Below are 22,954 nucleotides of genomic sequence, written 5' to 3'. Positions count from 1 at the left end.
CAAAGTTTCCTTTGCAACTTCAACCACTTGCGCCTCGTTCGACTTGCCGTCTCACGTCAGCGGGAGGCGAATTCTACAGCATTACAACCTGCTGTCAACCCCTTCCTCATCGCTGTCGATTCAAGTCGCTGAACCGAGGCGCTTCCTCGCTGCTTACTTCGTCCAACTCTTTGATTACCAAGGAGTTTTCCGTTTCGTCTGCGCCGGAAGTGGGGCGAATTATAGAGAGATTCAGAGGGGCGTCAAGCACTTATGTTGGATTTCTTAAAAATCGATTCAAATCAATAAAACTGCGCAATATATTGCTCATCGACCATTTCTTCAGCATCATTGCGCTCCACCTTTATTGCCCCACCTGCCCTCCGGATCCTGATCAAGCAATGAACGCAAAACAATGCAGCCTGGCTTCGGCCCTCCTTCCTGTTGGCATGCTGCTGATAGCCATGACATCCGTACAGACCGGCGCATCCCTGGCCAAGTCGCTGTTCCCCCTCGTAGGCGCACAAGGCACCACCACCTTGCGCCTGATTTTCGCAAGCATCCTGATGATTGTACTCCTGCGCCCGTGGCGTACGACCTTCACGGCCAGCTCGCTGCGCACGGTGCTTATATATGGCGTCGCACTGGGCGGGATGAATTTCCTCTTCTATATGGCTATCCGTACTATCCCGCTCGGGATCGGCGTTGCACTGGAGTTCACCGGGCCGCTGGCAATTGCTCTGCTGCACTCACGCAAGATTATCGACGTCATCTGGATAGTCCTGGCCGTGACCGGCCTGGCCTTGCTGATCCCCATGGGCAAGGCGGACACGCTGGATCTGACCGGCGCGCTGTACGCACTGGGTGCCGGTGTCTGCTGGGCGGCCTATATCATGTTCGGACAGAAAGCCGGGGCCGATCACGGTGTGCAGACTGCCGCGCTTGGCGTAATGATCGCAGCCATTTTCATCGCGCCCATTGGCGTAGCCCATGCGGGAAGCGCTCTGCTCGACCCGGCATTGATTCCGGTGGCGCTTGGCGTGGCGGTTCTCTCGACCGCACTGCCCTACAGTCTGGAAATGATCGCGCTGACCCGAATGCCGGTTCGCACTTTCGGCACGTTGATGAGCATGGAGCCTGCCGTTGGCGCGTTGTCCGGCCTTGTGTTCCTGCAAGAAAGCCTGTCACTGACCCAATGGCTGGCCATCAGCGCGATCATCGTCGCCTCGGCCGGTGCAACCCTCACCATGCGCCCGGAAGCAGTCACCCTCGTGCCATCCGATTGAGGTGTATTTTTCGTCGGTTACACGATGTCACTAGCATTTGTAACGCTGTTGCGCCATGTTACGCCCGGGCCCTCTCCACGGCGGAGTTTCATCTGGACGGGCATGGCTGTTGGCTTCACGCAAGCGAGCGAATTCAAGGCTAGAGACTGAGCGGTGAACCCGGTCAGGTAAGGAAAGGAATGAAGTACATTTTAATAATGCTGGCAGTCCTGTCCGTCGCCGGGTGCGCGGCCACTTCCAAGCCGGTCAAAAGCAAGCGCGGTCTGCATATCAACTGCTCCGGTCTGTCGTCCTCATGGGACCAGTGCTACCAGATGGCGACCGATTCATGCGAGTCGAAGCAATATCGAGTCATCGCCAAATCCGGTGACGCTGCAGAGGATCCAAGCGAGTTCCCATTGGGGCTCAACCCAGCCGGCTACACCAGTCGAAGCATGATTATCGTCTGCAAGAAGCCATCCAACCCGTAATTGCCGCTTCAGAGGTCTGCCGAAACAGCAGATCATGGTCGACCCTCCCCGCCTGCTTATCAAAAGCAGGCGCCACGCCTTTCATGTCTGCCCTATCCCTTCTATATATATGCCCACGTGAATCTGCCACGTCCGCCATTGATATGCATTCTGGATCGACATCACCATGAGCCGATTCACCCGGAGGACGCACCGAAGCGCCTGAACTGACGTGCGTCAGGCAAATGGCCGCTCAACGAAGGAAAGGCTATGGCTGTCGACTCGAATAACAAGAAGGTGGCTCTGGTGATCGGCGGCGCCTGAAGACTTCACACAATAAGGAAACGACACCGCCGCCTCGAAAGCGGCGATGTCGCCGGGCACTATCAGACCGCTGCGGTGCGCGTCTCAAGCCAGGCCAGCGCGGCGCCTTCAAGCAATGGGGTCAAGCGTTGTTTGACGTGCGCATGGTAGTCGTTCAGCCACTCACGCTCCTCGTTCGTCAGCAGGCTGACCTCCAGGCAACGGGTGTCGATCGGGCACAGGGTCAGGGTTTCGAATTTGAGGAACTCACCAAACTCGGTCTTGCCTGCTTCCTGGTTGATAACCAGGTTTTCGATCCGCACACCCCACTGTCCCGGGCGGTAGGTGCCCGGTTCGATGGAGGTGATCATCCCCGGCTGCATCGCAGTCTGAGGCGTCGCCGGCGCCTGGTAGGCAATGACCTGCGGACCTTCGTGCACATTGAGGAAGTAGCCCACGCCGTGCCCGGTGCCATGACCGTAGTTGACGCCCTCGGCCCAGATCGGCGCGCGGGCAATGGCGTCCAACAAGGGTGACAGAATGCCTTTCGGAAAATGAGCACGAGACAAGGCGATCACACCCTTGAGTACTCGCGTGCAATCGCGTTTCTGCTCTGCGGTCGGGGTACCGATCGGCACCATCCGGGTAATGTCGGTGGTGCCGCCCAGGTACTGGCCGCCGGAGTCGATCAGCAGCAGGCCATCGCCTTCGATCTGCGAATGCTCTGCTTCAGTAGCACGATAGTGCGGCATTGCACCGTTGCCGTTGAAGCCGGCAATGGTGGCAAAGCTCTGGGAGATATAGCCAGGACGTCTGGCCCGTGCGGCGCTGAGTTTTTCGTCGACGGTCAATTCACTGACACGCTCGTTGCCCAGCGCTGAATCCAGCCAGGCGAAGAATTCGCATAATGCCGCACCGTCCTGCTCCATCGCCTGACGAATGTGCTGTGCATCCGCTTCGCTTTTCTGTGACTTGAACAAGGTGGTGGGATTGAGGCCTTCGACCAGGGTCACTTCGCTGTCCAGATAATCGAGCAGGCCACAGGTAACGCGAGCCGGATCGATCAGCAGTCGGGCATCGCGAGGGACTTCACGTAGCGCGGCACCGATACCGGTGTACTCGCGCAAGGTGATGCCTTCGCTTTCGAGGGTTTTGCGCAGAGCCGGGCTCACCTTCTCGGGCGCGACGAACAGGCTCACGCTATCAGGGCCGATCAATGCGAAGGAAATGAACACCGGATTGTAGGAAACATCTTCGCCGCGCAGGTTAAACAACCAGGCGATGTCGTCCAGCGTCGCAAGAAAATGCCAGTCGGCGCCGCGCTCGGCCAGCACGCCGCGCAAGCGGGTCATTTTTTCAGGACGGGATTGAGTCGCCTGGGGCGCGACGTGCTCATAAATAGCCTGGGTCGGCAGTGCTGGACGATCGTTCCAGAGCTCGGTCAGCGGATCGAGGTCGGTACGCAGTCGCGCGCCACGTGCATAAAGGTTGCTGGCCAGGGTGCGCGAGGACGCCACCGCCAGCACCGCGCCATCCACCGCCACCACGAATTCGGCCTTGGCCTGATCGGCCAGCCATTCCAGCGGCCCCGGTTGGCCCGGCTGCAGCTTGACCAACTCGATGCCGCTGCCAGCCAGCTCCTTGGTCGCCTGCTCCCAATAGCGGCTGTCTGCCCATACGCCAGCGAAGTCTGGCGTCACGATCAACGTTCCTACCGAACCATGGAAACCCGAAAGCCACTGGCGACCTTGCCAATAGCCCGGCAGGTATTCAGACAGATGAGGGTCGGCCGATGGCACCAGCCAGGCATCGATACCTTCACGACTCATCAGGGCGCGTGCCTGCGCCAGGCGTTGCGCCACCACTCCACTGGTTTTCGACTGCGTATTCATTGAATCTCCTGCTGACCCGAAAGGTTTGCGTCGCACCGGCAGATAATGGAGGACGTATCGGTCCGGATCAACCGCACGGCGCAGAGCCAGGAAGTGGGCGCCGGCGAAGAGAAGCTGTTACGCCTCAAATGTCGGCACATGGCCGACATTCGGTACTGCAATAAGTTTCAGCAGCCCCTGATTCCTTATCAAAAACCTTCAAGTTAAAGACTGACAACCAAGTTCGATACAACTGTAATAACAACTTTACACACGCTCGCTGGATTAGTTCCCCGCGCATCAATAAATATTGTCGTAACTGTGTTCAATTAATTCGCGCCATAAAACCGCTCCCCCTCCGTACGCCTGATTTCTGACGTTGGAAAAATGTCCTTTGGCTGTTTTCATTCCAACGAAGGGTCCGTTTTTGCGACCGTACAAAAGCGTCAGCGCACCGTGATAGGGCAATGATGGTTTTTTGACTGCTATATAAATCAATAGGTTACGAATATGAATATTCCGGTTATCAAAAATTTAACAGAATGTTGGCGAAATAATTTGACAGAAAGTCCCCAGCCGTCGATATATATGCCTGTCCAATGTTTTCCTGTTTTAGCAGCGTAGCCACAGAGCTACGCGTCGAAGACATTCAGACTTTCATCACTCTGTATTTGCCAACGAAGTTAACGACCGAAACGGTGTGCAGGTTGCGCCGGTGGGTATTTGTCGGCCGAAAGAAAATTTTCAAAATTGCTGAAAGTGCTCGGTAGGGCGGTAGCTTTGCCCAACGATTTACTTCAGCCCGGTTTTGAAAGACACGCAGCGTGAATAGAACAGCGAAAAGAACAGCAGGATCAGCAGATTCGGGCGGTAGCGTGCCTGAATCCTGATCGCCACCTGCTGTGTCCCCTTCACCCTCTTGAGAGGACGCGAGGCAATGCCTTTATCTTTCGACATGGATGAGCAGCTGGCCAAGCGCCTGGCTGATGAAATCGATACCAACGGCTTTGCGAAGCTGAGCGGCGCGGTCACTGAAGAGGATCTTCAGCAACTGCGCGCCTGGACGGACGAGCAAGCCAGCAAGCATCAGGGTGAATACTTCGCTTATCACGGTGAAGCAGCGCTGGGCGAAAGCCTGCTGGCCAGCTACTGGACAGATCCACGCTTCAAATCGCTGCTTGGGCGCCTCTACCGACATGCCGCACAGCATGACGCGCGCAGCGACCGGATCTTCCCGGTGCTGCGCTGCGTACAAGGCAACCAAGGCAAACGTGAATCCAACGCCTTCCACTATGACGCCAGCCTGGTCACCGCGCTGATCCCCGTGTTCATCCCGACCGAAGGTGAAGAACGCGGCGATCTGATGCTGTTTCCCAACATTCGCCGGGTGCGCTCGTGGGTGCTGTTCAACGTGATCGAGAAAGCCTTGCTGCAGAACAAGATCACCCGCGGCTGGATCATCAAAGGCATGCAGCGCAACTGGCTCAAGCCTTACGTCCTGCGCCTGGAGCCGGGCAACGTTTACTTCTTCTGGGGCTATCGCACGCTGCACGCCAATCAGCCGTGCGGCCCCAACGTCAAGCGCGCCACCGCGCTGCTCCATTTCGGTGACCCTCATACAGGAAGTCTGGCGACTCGGCTGATCCTCAGGATCAACCAGAGCCGAGCGCGACGAATGAGTAACAGGGCCGGTAACCAGCCCCCCGCTTCCACCCAGAGCTGAACCGGTTCGCACGCAGCGTTCCCCGTCTGCAAAGCATGACTGCCTGAAAAGCCCTAAAGATTTGCGTCAGAAATGGAGACTTCGATGATCAATGTAACAAAGACCTACCTGGGCGATATCGACAAGTTCAAGACTTACGTCGAAGGCATCTATGCGCGTGGCTGGCTGACCAACCACGGTCCACTGGTGTGTCAACTGGAGCAGCGCCTGAAGGACTATCTGGGCGTCAAGCACGTCATCCTCACCAACAACGGCACCCTCGCCCTGCAGGTCGCGTATCGCGCCCTGGGTCTGAGCGGCAGCGCAGTGACCACGCCGTTCAGCTTCGTGGCCACCAGCAGCTCACTGCAGTGGGAAGGCATTCGCCCGATCTTCGCCGATATCGATGCGCAGACCTGGAACATCTCCCCTGAGCACATCGAAAGCCGCATCGTTTCCGACACCACTGCCATCGTCGGCACCCACGTGTTCGGCAACCCGTGTGCGGTCGAGCGCATCGAAGAGATCGCCCGTCGGCGCAACCTGAAAGTGGTCTACGACGGCGCCCATGCCTTCGCCGTGCGTCACGCTGGCAAGTCGGTGCTCAACTGGGGCGACATCAGCACCCTGAGCTTCCACGCCACCAAGCTGTTCCACACCATTGAAGGCGGCGCGATCATCACCAACGACGACGAATTGGCGCGCCGGGTTCACCTGCTGTGCAACTTCGGCATCGTCGATGTCGACAAGATCGACGGCATCGGCATCAACGCCAAGCTCAACGAATTTTCTGCCGCGATGGGCCTGTGCATTCTCGACGACATCGAGAACATTCTTCAGGAACGCGCTGAAATTGCCCACCGCTACACCACGCGCCTGGGGGATTACGTCGATCTGCAAAAAGCCGAAGACGACAGCCAGCTCAACCACAGCTATTACCCCATTGCCGTGAGCGACGAACAACAACTGTTGCGCCTGCGCAGCGCCTTGAACACCAACGGCATCAACCCGCGCCGGTATTTCTATCCGTCGCTGGACACCCTCGAATACCTGCAACCGCAGGCGGCGCAAACCGCTTCGCGCTCCTTGAGCGAACGCGTGCTCTGCCTGCCGATCTATCCGGGCTTGAAGCTCGAGGATCAGGAACGAGTAATCGCCACCGTGATCGCCGAATGCAGTCCGGGCCATGCGCCGTATCAGGTACCGAACATGGCAAGCGCCATCTGAAACCTGGTATCGGCAATACGCTCACGCTCGGCTAGAAAGGACACACCATGCAAACCAAACGCTCAGTCATACGCAACACTGCGTTGAGCTATGCAGGACAGGCCTACACCCTGCTGGTGGGAATCCTGATCATGCCGTTCTACCTGGGCCACATGGGTGCCGAGGCGTATGGGCTGATCGGGTTCTTTTCGGTGTTGCAGGCCTGGCTGCAGCTGTTGGACGCAGGTCTGTCGCCGAGCCTGGTTCGCGCAGTCGCACACCAGCAAGGCGCCGAGGTGCAGGACTACCACTCAGGTCGTCTGCTGCGCTCGTTCGAACTGATCTTCGTGCCGCTGGCGGGCCTGTGCTGCCTGGCAATGATGGTCGGCAGCGACTGGATTGCCGTGCGCTGGCTCAATCCTAAAGAATTGTCGACCCAGACCCTGGTCGAGTGCATCAGCCTAATGGGCATCGTCATCGCGCTGCGGTTGTATTCGACGCTCTATAAAAGCGGTATTCAGGGCCTTGAACAACACGCCTGGCTGAACATCGCCAACGTCATCATCGCCACCCTGCGTTATTTCGGCGGGTTGTTCCTGGTGAGCACGATATCCAGCGACCCGGTGCTCTTCTTCGAATTTCAGGTGCTGGTGGGCGTGATCGAAACGCTGATCTTCGCCGCTCGCGCCTACCAGCAGATGCCGACGCCGTCGTGGCTGACCGGCTTTGACTGGCAACTGGTCAAGCCGATCATCCCGTTCGCGGCCAGCATGTCCGGCACGGCGGTGCTGTGGATCGTGCTGACCCAGATCGACAAGGTGCTGTTGTCCGAGTTGCTGCCGCTCAACGAGTACGGTTACTTCTCGTTGGTGGCGCTGATCACCACCGGGATCATGATGTTGAGCAACCCATTGGCGCAGACGCTGTTGCCGCGCCTGACCGTGCTGATGGCCGAAGGGCGTCGCGATGACATGCACAAGCTGTTTCTGGCGGCCAACCGTTTTGTCTGCACGTTTCTGTTTCCGCTGGCGGCGCTGATTGCGCTGCACGCCCACGAGATGGTCTACGCCTGGTCCGGCGATGAACCGGCCGCGCAATGGAGTCGCTCGATCCTGCCGTGGTACTCGCTGGGCAGCGCGATCATGGCCGTCAGCGCGTTTCAGTTCTATCTGCAATACGCCTACGGGCAGATGCGTCTGCATGTCTGGTACAGCGTCGTATCGGCGCTGATCACGGTGCCGGCGATGTTTCTGGCGATTCATTACTACGGGGCCATGGGCGCCGCGATCGCCTGGTTCGTCCTGCGCGTGGTGTCGTTCGCCATCTGGCCGACCATCGTGCATCAGCGACTGGCACCGGGGATTCACGGCATCTGGCTGCGCGACATCATCCGCATCTGCGTGATGACCGGCGTAGGCCTGGCGATCAGCGAGCCGGTGTTGCGCATGATCGCCGATGGCGACCGTTTCAATACGTTCAAGGGTCTGGCCGTCAGCGGCCTGATCACGCTGATGGTGGTAGCAGCGAGCTACAAGCCACTGGTGACGAAAATTTCCGTCTTGTTCAGCAAACCCAGTCTCTAGCACAGAGACTTTCATCCCGAGAGCACAGCCATGGATGCTATTAGCAAAAAGACGAGCACCTCGCCGTCCGCCGCACCCCTGGTCAGCATCGTCTGCCCAGCCTACAACCAGGAAGCCTACGTCGCTCAGACGCTGGAAGGTTTTCTGATGCAGCAAACGACGTTCGACTTCGAAATCCTGGTCAACGACGACGCCTCCACGGATGGCACGGCCCGCGTCATCGCCGATTACGTCAAGCGCTACCCGACACTGATCCGGCCCTTCTATCACGAGACCAACCAGTACTCGCAAGGCAATCCGTCAGTGCCGCGACTGTTCGGCGAAGCACGGGGGCGCTACATCGCGTTCTGCGAAGGTGACGATTATTGGACTGATCCGCACAAACTGCAGATCCAGGTGGACTTCCTCGAAAGCCATCCCGATTACGTGCTGACCTACCACGACGCCATCCCCTTCGATACCAACGGCGAGTATCCCGTGCAGCTGCAAGGCAAGCTGCGCGGCGATGCCACGGCGCTGGAATTGCAGAAGGCGCGGCCGATCTCGACGCTAACGACGGTGTTTCGCAACGTGTTCGATTCGCTGCCAAAGGAACTGGCTGCTGCGCCGCTCAACGATCTGGTCTGGTGGTCGCTGCTCGGGGCTTACGGTAAAGGCAAGTTCATGGCCGAGATCAAGCCCGCTGCCTATCGCCTGCATCCGGGCGGTGTGTTCTCCATGCGCTCCAACAAACGCAAGTTGCACATGGCGCTGCAGACCTCGGGCGCTTTGGCCAACTATTACAACCGCCTGGGCAACGACGAGCTGTACGAGTACTTCCTGATGGAACTGGTCGGCTACTCGCTCTCGGCCATCTCCCCCCAGCGCAAGGCTCAGACCCTGATGCAGGTCGGGCGCAACTTCAGCTTGAACATCGGCAAGAGACTGATGACGACCTTCAGCAAAGGTCATGTTCAGTAACGTTCTGGTGGTCTGCGTCGGCAATATCTGTCGCAGCCCCATGGCCGAAGCCATGTTCCGACAACGCGTGCACGACACGGGCATCGCGATTTCGTCGGCCGGCACTCACGCCATGCTCAGTTCAACCATGGACCCACTGGCCCGGGCCGTGTTGCAAGTCAACGGCGTCGACGCACACAAGCATCGAAGTCGGCAGATCGACCGACAGATGCTCTACGACGCGGATTTGATCCTGCTGATGGAGCACTGTCAGACGCAAAGCGTACTCAAGCTGGCCCCCGAGGTACGCGGCAAGACGTTTCTGATCGGCAAATGGCAACAAGCACTGGAAATAGCCGACCCCTACCGGCGCCCGAAACTAGCCTTTGAACAGACCTACGAGCAGCTTTCGCGTTGCGTCGACGACTGGCTTCCTTATCTTCAGTCAGGAGATCCAAGATAAATGACCGCTATGAACCGTACTTCCCTGGACGAGGTCCAGGACTCCCGGATCGATTTGGCGACTATCTTGCGCACACTTTTCGATCACAAAGGAATGATTGCATCGATTGTCGGTGTCTGCGTCCTGATTGGACTCACCTACGCCATCCTTGCCACGCCGATCTTTCAGGCCAACGCGATGATCCAGATCGAGCCGAAGAAAATCGGCATCGAAGGTCGCACCGAGGTCAACGCCAAACCGCTATCGGTTTCCCAGGCGACCACCGAGATCGAGCTGATCAAGTCCCGCGCAGTGCTGGGCAAGGTCGTCGAAGACCTCAAGCTCAACATCATTCAGAAGCCGAAATACGTACCCGGCATCGGCGGCTACATGGCCCGTCACTTCAAGCCCGATCACGAAGGCGAGCTGGCTTCGCCGTTGTTCGGCCTGGACAGCTATGCCTGGGGTGGCGAAAAAATCGACATCTTCCAGCTGGAAGTGCCTGACGCGTTGCTGGGCGACAAGCTGACCATGGTCGTCGACAAGCCTGACACCTTCAGCCTGTATGACGAAGACCACAATAAGCTGCTCAGCGGCCCGGTCGGTCAGACGGTCGAAGGCAGCGGCGTGAAGATTCAAGTGGCGGCGCTAAACGGCCGTCCTGGCACCGAGTTCACGGTCATCCGTCAACGCACCCTGACCTCGGCGCTGGATTATCAGGACCGTCTGAAAATCATCGAAGCGGGCAAGGATTCGGGCATCGTCTACTTGTCGATCCAGGATCCTGACCCGGCGCTCGCCAAGCGCATCCTCAACGAAGTCAGCCGTCTGTATGTGCGTCAGAACGTCGAACGCAGTTCGGCCGAAGCCGCCCAGCGCCTGGAGTTCCTGCGCTCGCAATTGCCTGCCGTACGCAAGCAGTTGGAGCAGTCGGAAATTGCCCTGAACAATTTCCAGATGGGCGCCAAATCGGTCGACCTGAGCGTCGAGACCAAATCGGTGCTGGACCAGGTGGTCAAGCTGGAAGGCACGTTGTCTGACCTGAAAATGAAACGGGTCGAGGTTGAGCGTCTGTACACGCCTGAGCACCCGACCTATCGCGCTCTGATGACCCAAATTGGTCAGGTCGAAGCGCAGAAAGCCGCGCTGCTGAAGAAAATCGAAGCCCTGCCGGCCGCGCAACAGGAACTGCTGCGTCTGAACCGAGATATGCAAGTCACCTCGCAGACCTACACCCTGTTGCTGGACAAGAGCCAGGAGCAGGACATTCTTCGTGCGGGCAGCATCGGCAACGTACGCATCATCGACAACGCCGACGCCAACGTCGAAGAGCCAGTCAAGCCGATGAGAAAAATCATCGTGCTGATCGCCGCCCTCGCCGGTCTGCTGCTGGCGGTGGCGACGGTGTTCGTGCGCCAGGCATTCTATCGCGGCGTCGACAACCCGGAAGTGATCGAAAACCTGGGGATGCCGGTCTACGCGTCGCTGCCATTTTCCCGTCAACAGGAACGCATGGACAAGGCGGGCCAGAGCCGCACAGGCAGCAAAGAGCCACGCCTGCTCAGTGTCAACGCGCCAACGGAACTGGCGATCGAGTCGTTGCGCAGTCTGCGTACCAGCTTGCATTTCGCCATGCTCGAAGCGCGCAACAACGTGCTGATGATTTCCAGCCCGACGCCGGGCGTGGGCAAGTCGTTCGTCTCCAGCAACCTGGCGGTGATCATTGCTCAGACCGGCAAACGCGTGCTGCTGATCGACGCCGACATGCGCAAGGGTTACCTGCACAAGGTGTTCAACCTGACACCCAAGCACGGCCTGTCCGACACGCTGGCCGCACGACTGAAAAGCATGGAAGTGATCAACCACACCGAAGTGCGTAACCTGGATTTCATTTCCTGTGGTTTCGCGGCACCCAACCCGTCGGAACTGTTGATGCATGACAACTTCAACAAGATGATCGGCGAACTATCGCCGCTGTACGATCTGGTGATCATCGACACCCCGCCGATCCTGGCTGTCACCGACGCCACGCTGGTGGGTCGCCAATCGGGCACCTGCCTGCTGGTTACCCGGTTCGGCCTTTCCACCGCCAAGGAAATCGAGGCGTGCAAGCGTCGCCTGATGCACAACGGCATCCTGATCAAGGGTGCCATCTTCAACGGCGTACTGCGCAAGGCGTCGACCGCCGACTACGACTGCGCCGCCTACGGGTATGACTACACCACCATTCGTAAATAAGCAGATACCCAGCGTCGCAGTAAAGGAGGCGTTCATGGCCAGGACCATTGCAGTGATGCAACCTTACCTCTTCCCGTACCTGGGTTACTTCCAGCTCATCGCCGCTGCAGACGTCTTCGTCCTGGGAGACGATCTGCAATATGTGCGCTCTGGCTGGGTCAACCGCAACCGTATTTTGCACAACGGTGACGCCCGACTGCTCAGCTTCCCGCTGAAGAAGGATCGGTTCGTGTTGCAGATCAATCAACGCCAACTGTGCGATCACTTCAGCGAGGAAGCCGAACGGCTGATTCGTCTGATTACCGAGAGTTACGAACAGGCGCCCTACTTCGCCCAGGTCATGCCGCTGCTCGAGCGCCTGATCCGTTTTCCGCAGCAGAACATTGCGCTGTATGCTGAACATGCGATCCGGGAAATGTGCGCTTATCTACACATCGTCACGCCGATCATGCGCAGTTCGGATCTGATTCTGGGCAGCCCGGCGGACAAGCAGGAACGCATCATCCGCATCGCTCACATCTTCGACGCGACGACATTCATCACGCCTGAGGGTGGATCGGTGATATATGACCGTGACCACTTCGCGCGTAATCGCTTGCTGGTACGGTTTTTCCGGATGGGTTCGGTGCAATACAGGCAGTTCGGCAAACCTTTCGTCGCCAACTTGTCAATTATCGATGTACTGATGTTCAACTGCATCGAACAGGTTCAGCAGTTGCTGACCCAGTACCAATTGGACAAGAACCCGCCCCCCGCCGAACCGGGGCTGTCGGCCCGGCCGACGCCACACCTCGAGCTTGTTTCTAACCCGTCGAACCGGATTGCAGTGGAGTGAAGAACGATGTCTCAAGCTGATAGCCCTTCCAGCAACCCAGCACGCTGGTACCTGATTCAGACCAAACCCCGCCAGGAAGGCCGGGCTCAGGAACATTTGCAACGTCAGCATTTCGAATGCTACCGACCGGTCAAGCATGGCGAGAAAAAACGCGGCTCACGCGGCGCGTCCGAAGAGGAGCTGTTTCCCGGCTACCTGTTCATTCGCATGGATCAGACCAACGACAACTGGTACCCGATCCGCTCGACCCGCGGCGTGGCGCGCATCGTGACCTTCGGCGGGATGCCGATTCCGGTGAAGGATGTCCTCATCGAGCAGATCCGCACGCGCCTGCTGGCGCCGTCGCCGAAAGTGGCCTTCCAGCAAGGCGAGGCCGTGCGCATCACCGCAGAGGGCTTCAATGACGTCGAAGCGATTTTCCTCGCGGCCGACGGCGATGAGCGCGCGGTTATCCTGCTCAACCTGTTGCAGCGCGAACAGAAAGTGACCTTGCCGGTCAGCAGTTTGACGCGGATGGAAGCGCGGGTTTGATCTGAAGCTTCTGATTTCCCCTGTCGGGACGCAACCCCCTGCGGGAGTGCGCTTGCTCGCGAAAGCTGATTTCGTGCCGCTGAAGATGCAGCGGATGTACTGACGCTTTCGTGAGCAAGCTCAATCCCACAGGTCAGGTTGGGCCGGTTGAAACACGTCGTTCCATTTTCTTCATACCCATCCGCCCGGGGCTGATGCTTTCAGCCTCTTGAACCCCTTTGCCCGGAAACTCACCATGACCCCGAAAACGACGCTGGTGACGCTCACCTATGGTGACCGTTTCAACTACTTGCACACGCTGGTCAGCCGTTCGCTGGAAAGCCCGTTGATCGATCGCGTGATCATTGTCAGCAACGCTTCGACCGCGCCGCTGGACACCCTGCGCCGCACCTGGCCGGATCAGGTCAGCGTCATCTACATGCATGAGAACACCGGTTCCGCCCGCGGGTATTCGGTGGGGATTCAGGCCGCACTGGATGCTGGTGCCGAGCATATCTGGCTGATGGACGACGACAATGCGCCGACCATCAACGCCATCGCCACGCTGCATCAAGTCCTTGAAGATCGCAAGCTGATCGACGGTGAAGAAAAAGCCGCTGTGCTGGGTTTCCGCCCCACGCATCAGGCCGATATCGCCGCCGGGGTGCCGAAGCGTTTCGCGATCCAGCGGCGATCGAGCTTTTTCGGTTTTCACATCGCGCAACTGCCCTACAAGATCTGGCGCCGTCTGCCTTGGGGCGCGCCGCAGGGTGCCCACGACAAACTGCAAATGGTGCAACTGCCATTCGCGACCTACGGTGGCCTGCTCGCCCATCGCAATCTGTATCGCAAGATCGGCCTGCCGCTGGACGCGCTGATGCTCTACGCCGATGACAGCGAATACACCTGGCGCATCACCGCCGGCGGCGGACGGATCTTCCTGGTGCCGGAGGCGGTGCTCGATGACCTGGAAAGCTCCTGGAACATCAAGGCCCGCACCAACAACATCTACGAGAGTTTTCTGCTGGGCGGTTCGGACTTGCGCGCCTACTACGGGGCGCGCAACCAGGCCTGGTTCGACAAGAACGTCTGGGCCAACTCTTCGCTGCTGTATGGCCTCAACCGCTGGGTGTTCTTCCGCCTGCTGCGGCTGATCGCCAAGCGGCGTGGCGCCGAAGAGCGTCTGAGCCTGATCGAAAAAGCCATCCGCGACGGTGAGTCCGGCGTACTGGGTCTGAATCAGTCGTATCCGTTATGAAAATACTGTTCATCAGCAGCCTGTACTCACCTCACATCGGCGGCGGCGCGGAGATCGTTCTGCAACGCACTGTCGAAGGCCTGCAGCAACGCGGCTGTCAGGTCAGCGTGCTGGTGACCGGTCCCGACGCGGGGCTGTCGACCGAGACGGTCAATGACGTCACGGTTCATCGCGCCGGTCTGCGCAATTTCTACTGGCACTTCGGCGCACAGCGTCCGGGGCGCCTGGCGCGTCTGGGCTGGCATCTGCGCGATCGCTACAACGGTGCCATGCGCCGCTACGTGAAACAGGTGATCGCCATCGAGCAACCGCAACTGGTGGTCTGCCACAACCTGTCGGGATGGTCGGTGTCGGTGTGGGACGAGATCACCGCCGCGCAACTGCCTATCGTGCAGGTGCTGCACGACATGTATCTGATGTGCCCGAGCAGCAACATGTTCAAGCGCGGCCAGTGCTGTCAGCAGCAGTGCAGCAGTTGCCAGGCGTTTCGCAAGGGCCACGATGCACGCTCGGCGCAGGTGTCGACGGTGGTTGGCGTCAGTCAGTTCATCCTCGACAAGCTGCAAACACGCGGTTACTTCAACGCCGCCAAAGGCTACGTGGTGCACAACGCCAGTCCGTATGCGCCGGCGCGTAACTCGCTGAGCCGGCAACGCCAGATCGATCCGGCGATGAAAAGAGCGCCACTGCGTTTCGGATATATGGGCACCCTGTCCGAGCAGAAAGGCGTACGCTGGCTCATCGAGCAATTCCAGCGTTTGCCGTTCGACGCGACGCTGCAGATTGCGGGGCGCGGCCAGCCTTGCGATGAGGCTGCCTTCAAGGCGCTGGCCACTTCACCAAAGATCAATTTCGTCGGCTACCAGAAGCCTGAAGCGTTTTACAAGCAGATCGACGTGGCCGTGGTGCCCTCGATGTGGAACGAGCCATTCGGCATGGTCGCAGTCGAGGCCTGCGCGCATTCGGTACCGGTCATCGCCAGCCGCATGGGCGGGCTGCCGGAGATCATCCAGGACCCGCTCAACGGCTTGCTGTGCAGCCCGAGCGACCCTGACTCGCTGGGACACGCCATGCTCAGGTTGCATCAGCAACCGGAACTGCTGGCCCGGCTGAGCAATCAGGCGCGAGTCAGTGTCGCGTCGCTGTTGGATCTGGAGCTGATGCTGGACAGCTACGAAAGCATCTTCGCCCAGACCTTGCTGGACAACATCGTGCATCGCGACTTGACGGTCTTGCCTCATCCCGTTTGAAGACCTGCAGTCACGCGATTCCACTAGCCGACGGCCCGAGACCTACCTGAGCAAGCGCTCCGGACCGTGCCTCTTCATTGAGACAAACCATGCCCATCATGCGCCTGACGAGGTTACGACGACCCTTTTTGCTCCTGCTGCTGGGTTTGTTCCTCAACTGCGCAGCCGGCGCCGACGACACATTCATCCTTGGGGTCGATACCCATCTGATGAACAGGAACACCTTACCGGCCAAAGCCTTGCAATTGCTTCAGGACGCGGGCGTGGACTCGGTGCGCGATGACGCCTACTGGTCCAGCGCCGAGCCCCGACGAGGCTTGATGAAGATCGAACCCTCCTGGCAGACATATCTGGGCCAGACCCAGGAACACCGGCTTCGGCCACTGCTGGTGCTGGGCTACGGCAACCCGTTCTACGACAACTACGCCAAGCCGCGTAAACCCATTGTGCGTGACGGGTACAGCAACTACGTCAGTTTCGTGACCCGGCAGCTCAGCGACAACGTGGACTTCTACGAAATCTGGAACGAGTGGGACAGGGAGAATCCGGTTGATCCGGCATTCGGCAAGGACTACAGCGTGATGGTTGAAGAAGCCGCCAGACGCATCCGCGCCAATCAGCGGCCGATGTTGATTCTGGCGGGCGCAGTGACCAGCCAAGGCATGGACCTGGGATTTGCCGATCGGCTGGTGGAATCCGGCATCCTCAATTTTGTGGATGGACTGTCGCTGCACCCTTACGTGCATTGTCGCTCGGACGAGCGCAACACCCCGGAAAACTGGATTGCCTGGCTACGAAGGATCAACGACGACCTCAAGGACAAGACCCGAAACAATGCACCCGTGCCGCTGTACCTGACGGAGATGGGATGGCCAAGCAACGAGGGGCGCTGCGGTGTCGATGAAAAAACCCAGGCCGCCTTCCTGGCGCGCAGTTTCTTTCTTGCGCAAACGGTGCCCAATATCAAGGGGATGTGGTGGAACGGCCTGCTCGACGACGGTCCGGACAACACTGACCCAGAGCAGAATTTCGGTCTGCTCCATCAGGATCTCAGCGTCAAGCAGGCGTATCTGACGCTGAAGGCTATCAGCCCGACGTTGCATCAGTTCCGCTACGACGCGGAGAAGAGTCGTGAGATCGACTCGCAGTATTTGCTGCGGTTTGCGCGGGGTTCGGAACAGATCATGGTCGCCTGGACGGCCGGTTACCCGCGATCGATCAAGGTCGATGCCAGCAGTGTGTTACGCGGCAATGTGCAGTACATCGATACCCGGGAGCCGCAAAAGGATCTGGTCGACAGCGGCATTCCCTGGAACTGCAATGAGGGACGTTGCTCGGCCCAGGTGCCGATTGATGACTTCCCCAAAATAATTACGCTGGGCACCCGCCCTGCGCTGTTTGCCTTGCCTTGATTTGCAGCGTTTTTTTCGTGTGGTTGTGATTTTGGGTGGATGTGTACGTTCGATATTGAGGAACAAGCGTAGAGAGTGGCGCCGGGATAGTGGATATATTCGTTATCGGTGGTGGCGCGGATTCACTTTTCCGCCCCCGGCAGGTGACTTTCGAAAAACGCGAAAGTAACCAAAGCGCTTCTGCTCCTGGTTTGGCCTGCACCCAAGTCGCGTTCGGCGGCATCTGGACTTTCGCGCATTAAGAGCAAGAGCAGGATTTGCCGGACGGTGCTGTACCTGTGGGAGCTGCTGGAGCTGTGCGACAGCCGCGAATGCGGACGGCCAGACAACACACCTATAACTGACCCACCGCTTTCGCTGCCGTCGTAACCTGCGACGTCTCCCATTGGGATCGAGTCAGCCTGCCGCTTCAGCGTTTGCTCTTGAACTTGCCGTTGCTCTTATAACGCGACAGCTCAGACGACACAGATCGCGACTTGGGTGCAGGCCAAACCAGCAGTAGGGTCTTTTTGATTACTTGTTCGTGGTCCGACATTCGGCTCTTGGAAAAAGTAGCCCGCCGTAAGGCGCAACTGTAAGTCGCCGTTACCGCAGAAATGGATGTACGGCCAAAACCCACTGCCAAAACGAACCGCTGCCCGTTTCCAAGCAACAACCTTTTTATGTCCGCATTGAGAGCGTCCCATTCATTCAGAACGCTCGCGGACCTACGCACGACCCATTCCATTTTCAACAGGTCGCCCACAATGATTGTGATCAATGCACGTTTTCTGACGCAGGAGCTGCGCGGCGTTCAACGCTTCGCTGAACAGACCTGTCTGGCACTCAAACAACTGCGTGACGATCTGGTATTCGTCGCGCCCCACGACATCAAAATGCACGACACCGCCCGCGCGCTGAACGTGCAATGCATCGGTCGCCGCACTGGCCATCTGTGGGAACAACTGGACCTGCCGCTCTATTTGCGCAGTCATGGCAACCCGCTGCTGATTTCCCTATGCAGCACCGCCCCCTTGTTCTACGGCAACCAGATCGCGACCCACCACGACGTCACCTACGTCCGCCACCCGGAAAGCTACACCCGAATGTTTCGCCTGCTGTACCGAACCATGACGCCGATCATGCTCTCCCGGGTCAAGGCGCTACTGACGGTCAGCAACTTCTCCAAAGGCGAGATTTCGCAGTTCTACAACTACCCGGAGAAGAAGATCTTCGTGGTACCCAATGCCGTGAGCGGCGCCTTTCAGCCCGGCCCGCCGCTCAAGGACCAAGCGGAATACCTGCTGGCGGTGTCCTCGCCCAGCGCCCACAAAAACTTCAGCCGCATGATTCAAGCGTTCCTGATGCTGCGCGACCACGATGACCTGCAACTGCACATCGTCGGCGGGGCCAGCGACGTGTTCGCCGATGACAACCTGCAACGCCTGGCCAGTCGCGATCGACGCATCCGCTTTCTGGGGCGTTTGAGCGATGAACAGTTGATCGAGCAGTATCAGGGCGCCACGGCATTCATCTTCCCTTCGCTGTACGAAGGTTTCGGCATTCCGCCGCTGGAAGCGCAAGCCTGCGGTTGCCCGGTGCTGGCGGCTAACGCAGCGTCGATTCCGGAAGTGCTGCAGGCCAGTGCGTTGTACTTCGACCCGATAGACGAGACGCACATGGCTGCAGCGATGGAACGCATCCTCACCGACCTGCCGCTGCGCCAGTCACTGCGTCGGCGCGGCCTGAACAACGTGGCGCGCTTCTCCTGGGACGAGTCGGCACGGCGCGTGTCGCAACGCATCGACACCCTGCTCAACCAACCCGAGGATCGTCGCACCAGCACCGGCAACGACGCGCTGCGCCGTGAATCCTCCAGCAAGCTCTGAGGCATGCCCATGAAACGTTTGGCCTATCTCGACGCATTGCGCGGTATCGCGGCCTTGATGGTGGTGTTCACCCACCTCTACGGGCCGGCCATCGGCCATGTCTGGATCCTCGATTACCTGATCGACCCGGGCAAGCTGGGGGTGCTGTGGTTCTTCATGATCAGCGGTGTGGTGATTCCCTACAGTCTCAAACCCGGCCCCGATGGCGCGCAGCGGTTTCTGATCTCACGCTTCATGCGCCTGTATCCGGCGTATTGGGTGTCGCTGCTGATTTTCGTGGTCGTGCTCAAACTGACCGGGGCGCCGCTGCCGTCCCTCGCACAGATTGTCGCCAACATCACCATGGTGCAGGCGGCACTGGGCTTCGACGATGTGATCGGTCTGTACTGGACGCTGTTCATCGAACTGGTGTTTTACGGGCTGTGCCTGGCGCTGTTCATCAGCGGCAAGCTGTATGACCAGACATTCCGGGCGCGCTGCTCGCTGGCGTTTCTGCTGATGGCGCTGGCCATGGCCGTGGTTCGCGCGTTGAGCGAACGCAAATTGCCGGTGGCCTTGCCGCTGGCCCTTTCGCTGATGTTCTTCGGCTCGATCTGGCGCCAATGGCTGTTGGCCGAACACAGCAACGAACTGACCCGCAATCTGAAAATGCTGTTGATCGGCTTCGTTGTGATCCTGCCACCGACGCTGATCATGGCGTACAGCAAGGACATGGGTACCGGGGAAACCTGGGGCCGCTACTGCTTCACCTACGCGCTGGCCATCAGCAGTTTCCTGTTGCTGACTCGCAGCGTGCGCCTGAATCACCCGGCGCTGGTCTGGCTGGGCGCGGTGAGCTATTCGCTGTACCTGCTGCACCCTTCAATGTTGATGCTTGGAGAGTTTGTCCTGGGAGGGACCGGCGCGTCGCCGCTGATCATCGCGCTGTTCGCCACCCTCCTGACACTGGGCGCCGCCCATTTGTGCTTTCGCTACATCGAGTCGCCTTTCATTCAACTTGGAAAACGCCTCAATAATCGCAAGGCCAAGACGCAAACCATCAGCGTCTGAAGTCATGCCTGCGTAATTACAACCGCTCAAGACGCCCACTCGAACCTCACTTCGAGTGCCGGGTGTCCTTGAGCCGTCTGCAGAGAATTCCAATGAAAATCGCAATCGTCCACGACTGGCTGGTGACGTACGCCGGCGCCGAAAGGGTTTTGGCATCGCTCATCAAAATCTGGCCCGAGGCGGATCTGTTTTCCGTTATCGACTTCCTCAGCGATCAGGACCGCGCGCAGCTGGGCGGCAAAGTGGCAACCACCACCTTCATCCAGCGCCTGCCCAAGGCCCGCACCAAATATCAACGCTACCTGCCGCTGATGCCCATGGCCATCGAGCAACTGGACCTCTCCGGTTACGACCTGATCATCAGCAGCAGCCACGCAGTGGCCAAAGGCGTACTGTGCGGCCCCGATCAGTTGCACGTGAGCTACGTGCATTCGCCCATCCGCTATGCGTGGGATCTGCAGCATCAGTATCTGAAAGAAGCCAACATGAACAGCGGCCTGAAGGGCAAAGTGGCGCGGATGATCCTGCATTACATGCGCATGTGGGATCAGCGCACGGCCGCCGGGGTGGACGACTTCATCGCCAATTCGCATTTCATCGGCGCGCGCATCACCAAGTCGTACCGCCGCGAGTCCACGGTGATCTACCCGCCAGTGGACACGCGCGGTTTCTCGATTCAGGAAGACAAAAAGGACTATTACTTCACGGCCTCGCGCATGGTGCCCTACAAGCGCATGCCGATGATCATCGAAGCCTTCGCCGCCATGCCGGACAAGCGTCTGGTGGTGGTCGGCGACGGCCCGGAGATGCAAAAGGCCAAGGCTGTGGCCGCCAATGCGCCCAACGTGACTTTGCTCGGTTATCAGCCGTTCGCGGTGCTGCAGGAACACATGCGCAATGCCAAGGCGTTTGTGTTCGCCGCCGAAGAAGACTTCGGCATTAGCCCGGTCGAAGCCCAAGCCTGCGGCACGCCAGTCATCGCCTTTGGCAAGGGCGGCGTGCTGGAAACGGTCTGTGGCCTGGATCACCCGCAACCGACCGGGGTGTTCTACCAGGAGCAGAGCGCGGCGTCGCTGATAGAGGCCGTCAAAACCTTCGAGACTTCCGGCGGGCGTATCACCGCACAGGCCTGTCGGGCCAATGCCGAGCGTTTCAGTGAAGCGCGTTTCGAGCAGGAAATGCGTCAGTTCGTCGAACTGCGTCTGAGCGCCTCGCGCCAGGCCCGTCAACCCGCGCATTACCGAACGGCTCAGGCCGCTCCAAGCCTGGTCGCTCCGAGCCTGGCCCCTCCCGGCTTGGTAACCAGCGACCTGACCGCCCGCGTTGTTCCGATTAAATCCGTCTGAGCGAGCACAGAACATGAGCACACCACTTCGCGGCATCCTGCATGCTCATCAATCATCCTTGTCTGTCGCACACCGGCTGCTGGATCTGGCCGTCATCGCCATCGCTGGCTACAGCATCAATATGCTCACCGGCGCGCCGATGGGTACCGAAGCCTGGATGCAGATCCTGCTGGCGGCGGTGGCGTTCCACTGGCTGGCCGAGTACCACCAGCTTTACGGTTCGTGGCGCGGCGAGCGCATCGTGCGCGAACTGCTGAAAGTCGCCAACTACTGGGGGCTGGCCTTCGTCCTGCTGCTGTTCGTGGATTATCTACTGCTGCATCCTGCCAACCTCGCCAACAATGGCCAGATGGCCTGGTTCGTCTCGGCCCTGATGGCGCTGTGCGGTTACCGCCTGGCCATTCGCAGCTTGCTGCATACCTTGCGCAGCCGCGGATTCAACGCCCGCCGCGTGGCGATCGTCGGCACCGGTCACTGCGGAGAGCGTCTGGCCATGTCGATCGAGAGCGCACCGTGGATGGGCCTGGACCTGCTGGGCTTTTATGAGGAAACCCCGGAGCAGATGGATCTGGCGAGGATCGGTCGACGCATCCCGGTGCTGGGCGATCTGGACCAACTGATCGCCGACGCCCGTGACGGCAAGATCGACAAGGTCTACATCACCTTGACCCTGGGTGCCCAGGCGCGTTTGCAGGAACTGATCAAGGGCCTGAGCGACACCACTGCGTCGGTCTACGTGATCCCGGATGTGTTCATGTTCGAGTTGTTGCACGCCCGCAGCGAGAGTATCAACGGCCTGCCAAGCATCAGTATTTTCGACTCGCCCATGGACGGCGCATGGAGCATGGTCAAGCGCATCGAGGACATCGTGCTGTCGAGCCTGATCCTCGCCATGATCGCCCTCCCGCTGCTGCTGATCGCCCTGGCGATCAAGTTCACATCAAAAGGCCCGGTGCTGTTTCGCCAGCGTCGTTACGGGCTGGACGGGCGACCGATCATGGTCTGGAAATTCCGCAGCATGAGCGTTCAGGAAAACGGCGACGTAGTGACCCAGGCGACGCGCAACGACAGCCGGGTCACGCCTCTGGGCGCGTTCCTGCGTCGGACATCGCTGGACGAGTTGCCACAGTTCTTCAATGTGCTGCGCGGCGAGATGTCGATCGTCGGCCCGCGCCCCCACGCTGTGGCGCACAACGAGCAATACAGGAAGCAGGTGTCCGGCTACATGCTGCGGCACAAGGTCAAGCCGGGCATCACCGGTTGGGCGCAGATCAACGGCTGGCGTGGCGAAACCGACACGCTGGACAAGATGCAGAAACGCGTGGAATTCGACCTGCAGTACATCGAGCACTGGTCGGTCTGGCTGGACATGAAAATCATCCTGCTGACGCTCTTCAAGGGCTTCGTCAATAAAAACGCATTCTAAG

General features: G+C 59.1%; 18 protein-coding genes. 17 read left to right on the top strand and 1 reads right to left on the bottom strand.

Features of this window, described 5'->3' with window-relative positions:
* Positions 1-380 precede the first annotated feature (380 nt).
* Complete coding sequence (gene rhtA, locus CE491_RS30030) at positions 381-1,265, top strand: threonine/homoserine exporter RhtA (protein ID WP_110951934.1); 885 nt, start codon at positions 381-383, stop codon at positions 1,263-1,265.
* 179 nt (positions 1,266-1,444) lie between these two features.
* Complete coding sequence (locus CE491_RS30025; RefSeq protein WP_110951933.1) at positions 1,445-1,735, top strand: hypothetical protein; 291 nt, start codon at positions 1,445-1,447, stop codon at positions 1,733-1,735.
* Positions 1,736-2,100: 365 nt separating this feature from the next.
* Here CE491_RS30025 and CE491_RS30020 read toward each other — a convergent pair whose 3' ends face one another.
* On the bottom strand, positions 2,101-3,909 hold the full coding sequence (locus CE491_RS30020) for an aminopeptidase P family protein (protein WP_110951932.1): 1,809 nt from the start codon (positions 3,907-3,909) through the stop codon (positions 2,101-2,103).
* 916 nt (positions 3,910-4,825) lie between these two features.
* On the opposite strand from CE491_RS30020, the gene CE491_RS30015 reads away from it, so the two are divergent.
* The 15 genes from CE491_RS30015 (at position 4,826) to CE491_RS29945 (ending at position 22,953) form a co-directional block, all read left to right on the top strand.
* Entirely contained in the window at positions 4,826-5,611 is a 786-nt protein-coding gene (locus CE491_RS30015) for a hypothetical protein (RefSeq protein WP_199885292.1), read from the top strand.
* Between the two features lie 84 nt (positions 5,612-5,695).
* Complete coding sequence (locus CE491_RS30010; protein ID WP_110951930.1) at positions 5,696-6,817, top strand: DegT/DnrJ/EryC1/StrS family aminotransferase; 1,122 nt, start codon at positions 5,696-5,698, stop codon at positions 6,815-6,817.
* Between the two features lie 47 nt (positions 6,818-6,864).
* A complete protein-coding gene (locus CE491_RS30005) occupies positions 6,865-8,379 on the top strand; it encodes a lipopolysaccharide biosynthesis protein (RefSeq protein ID WP_110951929.1) in 1,515 nt (504 codons plus the stop codon).
* Between the two features lie 30 nt (positions 8,380-8,409).
* On the top strand, positions 8,410-9,339 hold the full coding sequence (locus CE491_RS30000) for a glycosyltransferase family 2 protein (RefSeq protein ID WP_110951928.1): 930 nt from the start codon (positions 8,410-8,412) through the stop codon (positions 9,337-9,339).
* Positions 9,329-9,781, top strand: coding sequence for a low molecular weight protein-tyrosine-phosphatase (locus CE491_RS29995; protein ID WP_110951927.1), 453 nt, complete (start codon positions 9,329-9,331; stop codon positions 9,779-9,781). Before CE491_RS30000 ends, CE491_RS29995 begins: the two co-directional genes overlap by 11 nt.
* Entirely contained in the window at positions 9,782-11,998 is a 2,217-nt protein-coding gene (locus CE491_RS29990; protein WP_110951926.1) for a polysaccharide biosynthesis tyrosine autokinase, read from the top strand.
* A 34-nt stretch (positions 11,999-12,032) separates the two neighbouring features.
* Entirely contained in the window at positions 12,033-12,833 is an 801-nt protein-coding gene (locus tag CE491_RS29985) for a WbqC family protein (protein ID WP_110951925.1), read from the top strand.
* Positions 12,834-12,839: 6 nt separating this feature from the next.
* Positions 12,840-13,364: a transcription/translation regulatory transformer protein RfaH gene (rfaH, locus tag CE491_RS29980; RefSeq protein ID WP_110951924.1), complete on the top strand. Its 525-nt coding sequence runs from the start codon at positions 12,840-12,842 to the stop codon at positions 13,362-13,364.
* A gap of 235 nt (positions 13,365-13,599) precedes the next feature.
* A complete protein-coding gene (locus CE491_RS29975; protein ID WP_110951923.1) occupies positions 13,600-14,601 on the top strand; it encodes a glycosyltransferase in 1,002 nt (333 codons plus the stop codon).
* Positions 14,598-15,851 (top strand): glycosyltransferase family 4 protein, encoded by a 1,254-nt coding sequence (locus CE491_RS29970; RefSeq protein WP_110951922.1) that lies wholly within the window; start codon positions 14,598-14,600, stop codon positions 15,849-15,851. The genes CE491_RS29975 and CE491_RS29970 overlap by 4 nt, the downstream gene beginning before the upstream one ends.
* Before the next feature lie 89 nt (positions 15,852-15,940).
* Complete coding sequence (locus CE491_RS29965; protein WP_234407707.1) at positions 15,941-17,263, top strand: hypothetical protein; 1,323 nt, start codon at positions 15,941-15,943, stop codon at positions 17,261-17,263.
* 746 nt (positions 17,264-18,009) lie between these two features.
* Complete coding sequence (locus CE491_RS29960; RefSeq protein WP_110951921.1) at positions 18,010-19,131, top strand: glycosyltransferase family 4 protein; 1,122 nt, start codon at positions 18,010-18,012, stop codon at positions 19,129-19,131.
* A gap of 9 nt (positions 19,132-19,140) precedes the next feature.
* On the top strand, positions 19,141-20,181 hold the full coding sequence (locus CE491_RS29955; RefSeq protein WP_199885291.1) for an acyltransferase family protein: 1,041 nt from the start codon (positions 19,141-19,143) through the stop codon (positions 20,179-20,181).
* A gap of 92 nt (positions 20,182-20,273) precedes the next feature.
* Positions 20,274-21,527 carry a glycosyltransferase family 4 protein gene (locus CE491_RS29950; RefSeq protein ID WP_110951919.1) on the top strand — a complete coding sequence of 418 codons (1,254 nt, stop codon included), beginning with the start codon at positions 20,274-20,276 and terminating at the stop codon, positions 21,525-21,527.
* A 13-nt stretch (positions 21,528-21,540) separates the two neighbouring features.
* A complete protein-coding gene (locus CE491_RS29945; protein WP_110951918.1) occupies positions 21,541-22,953 on the top strand; it encodes an undecaprenyl-phosphate glucose phosphotransferase in 1,413 nt (470 codons plus the stop codon).
* Position 22,954 lies beyond the last annotated feature (1 nt).

The organism is Pseudomonas bohemica (assembly GCF_002934685.1).
GTDB lineage: Bacteria > Pseudomonadota > Gammaproteobacteria > Pseudomonadales > Pseudomonadaceae > Aquipseudomonas > Aquipseudomonas bohemica.
The sequence above is the reverse complement of the archived record's forward strand: the minus strand, read 5'-3'. Positions and strand labels throughout refer to the sequence as shown.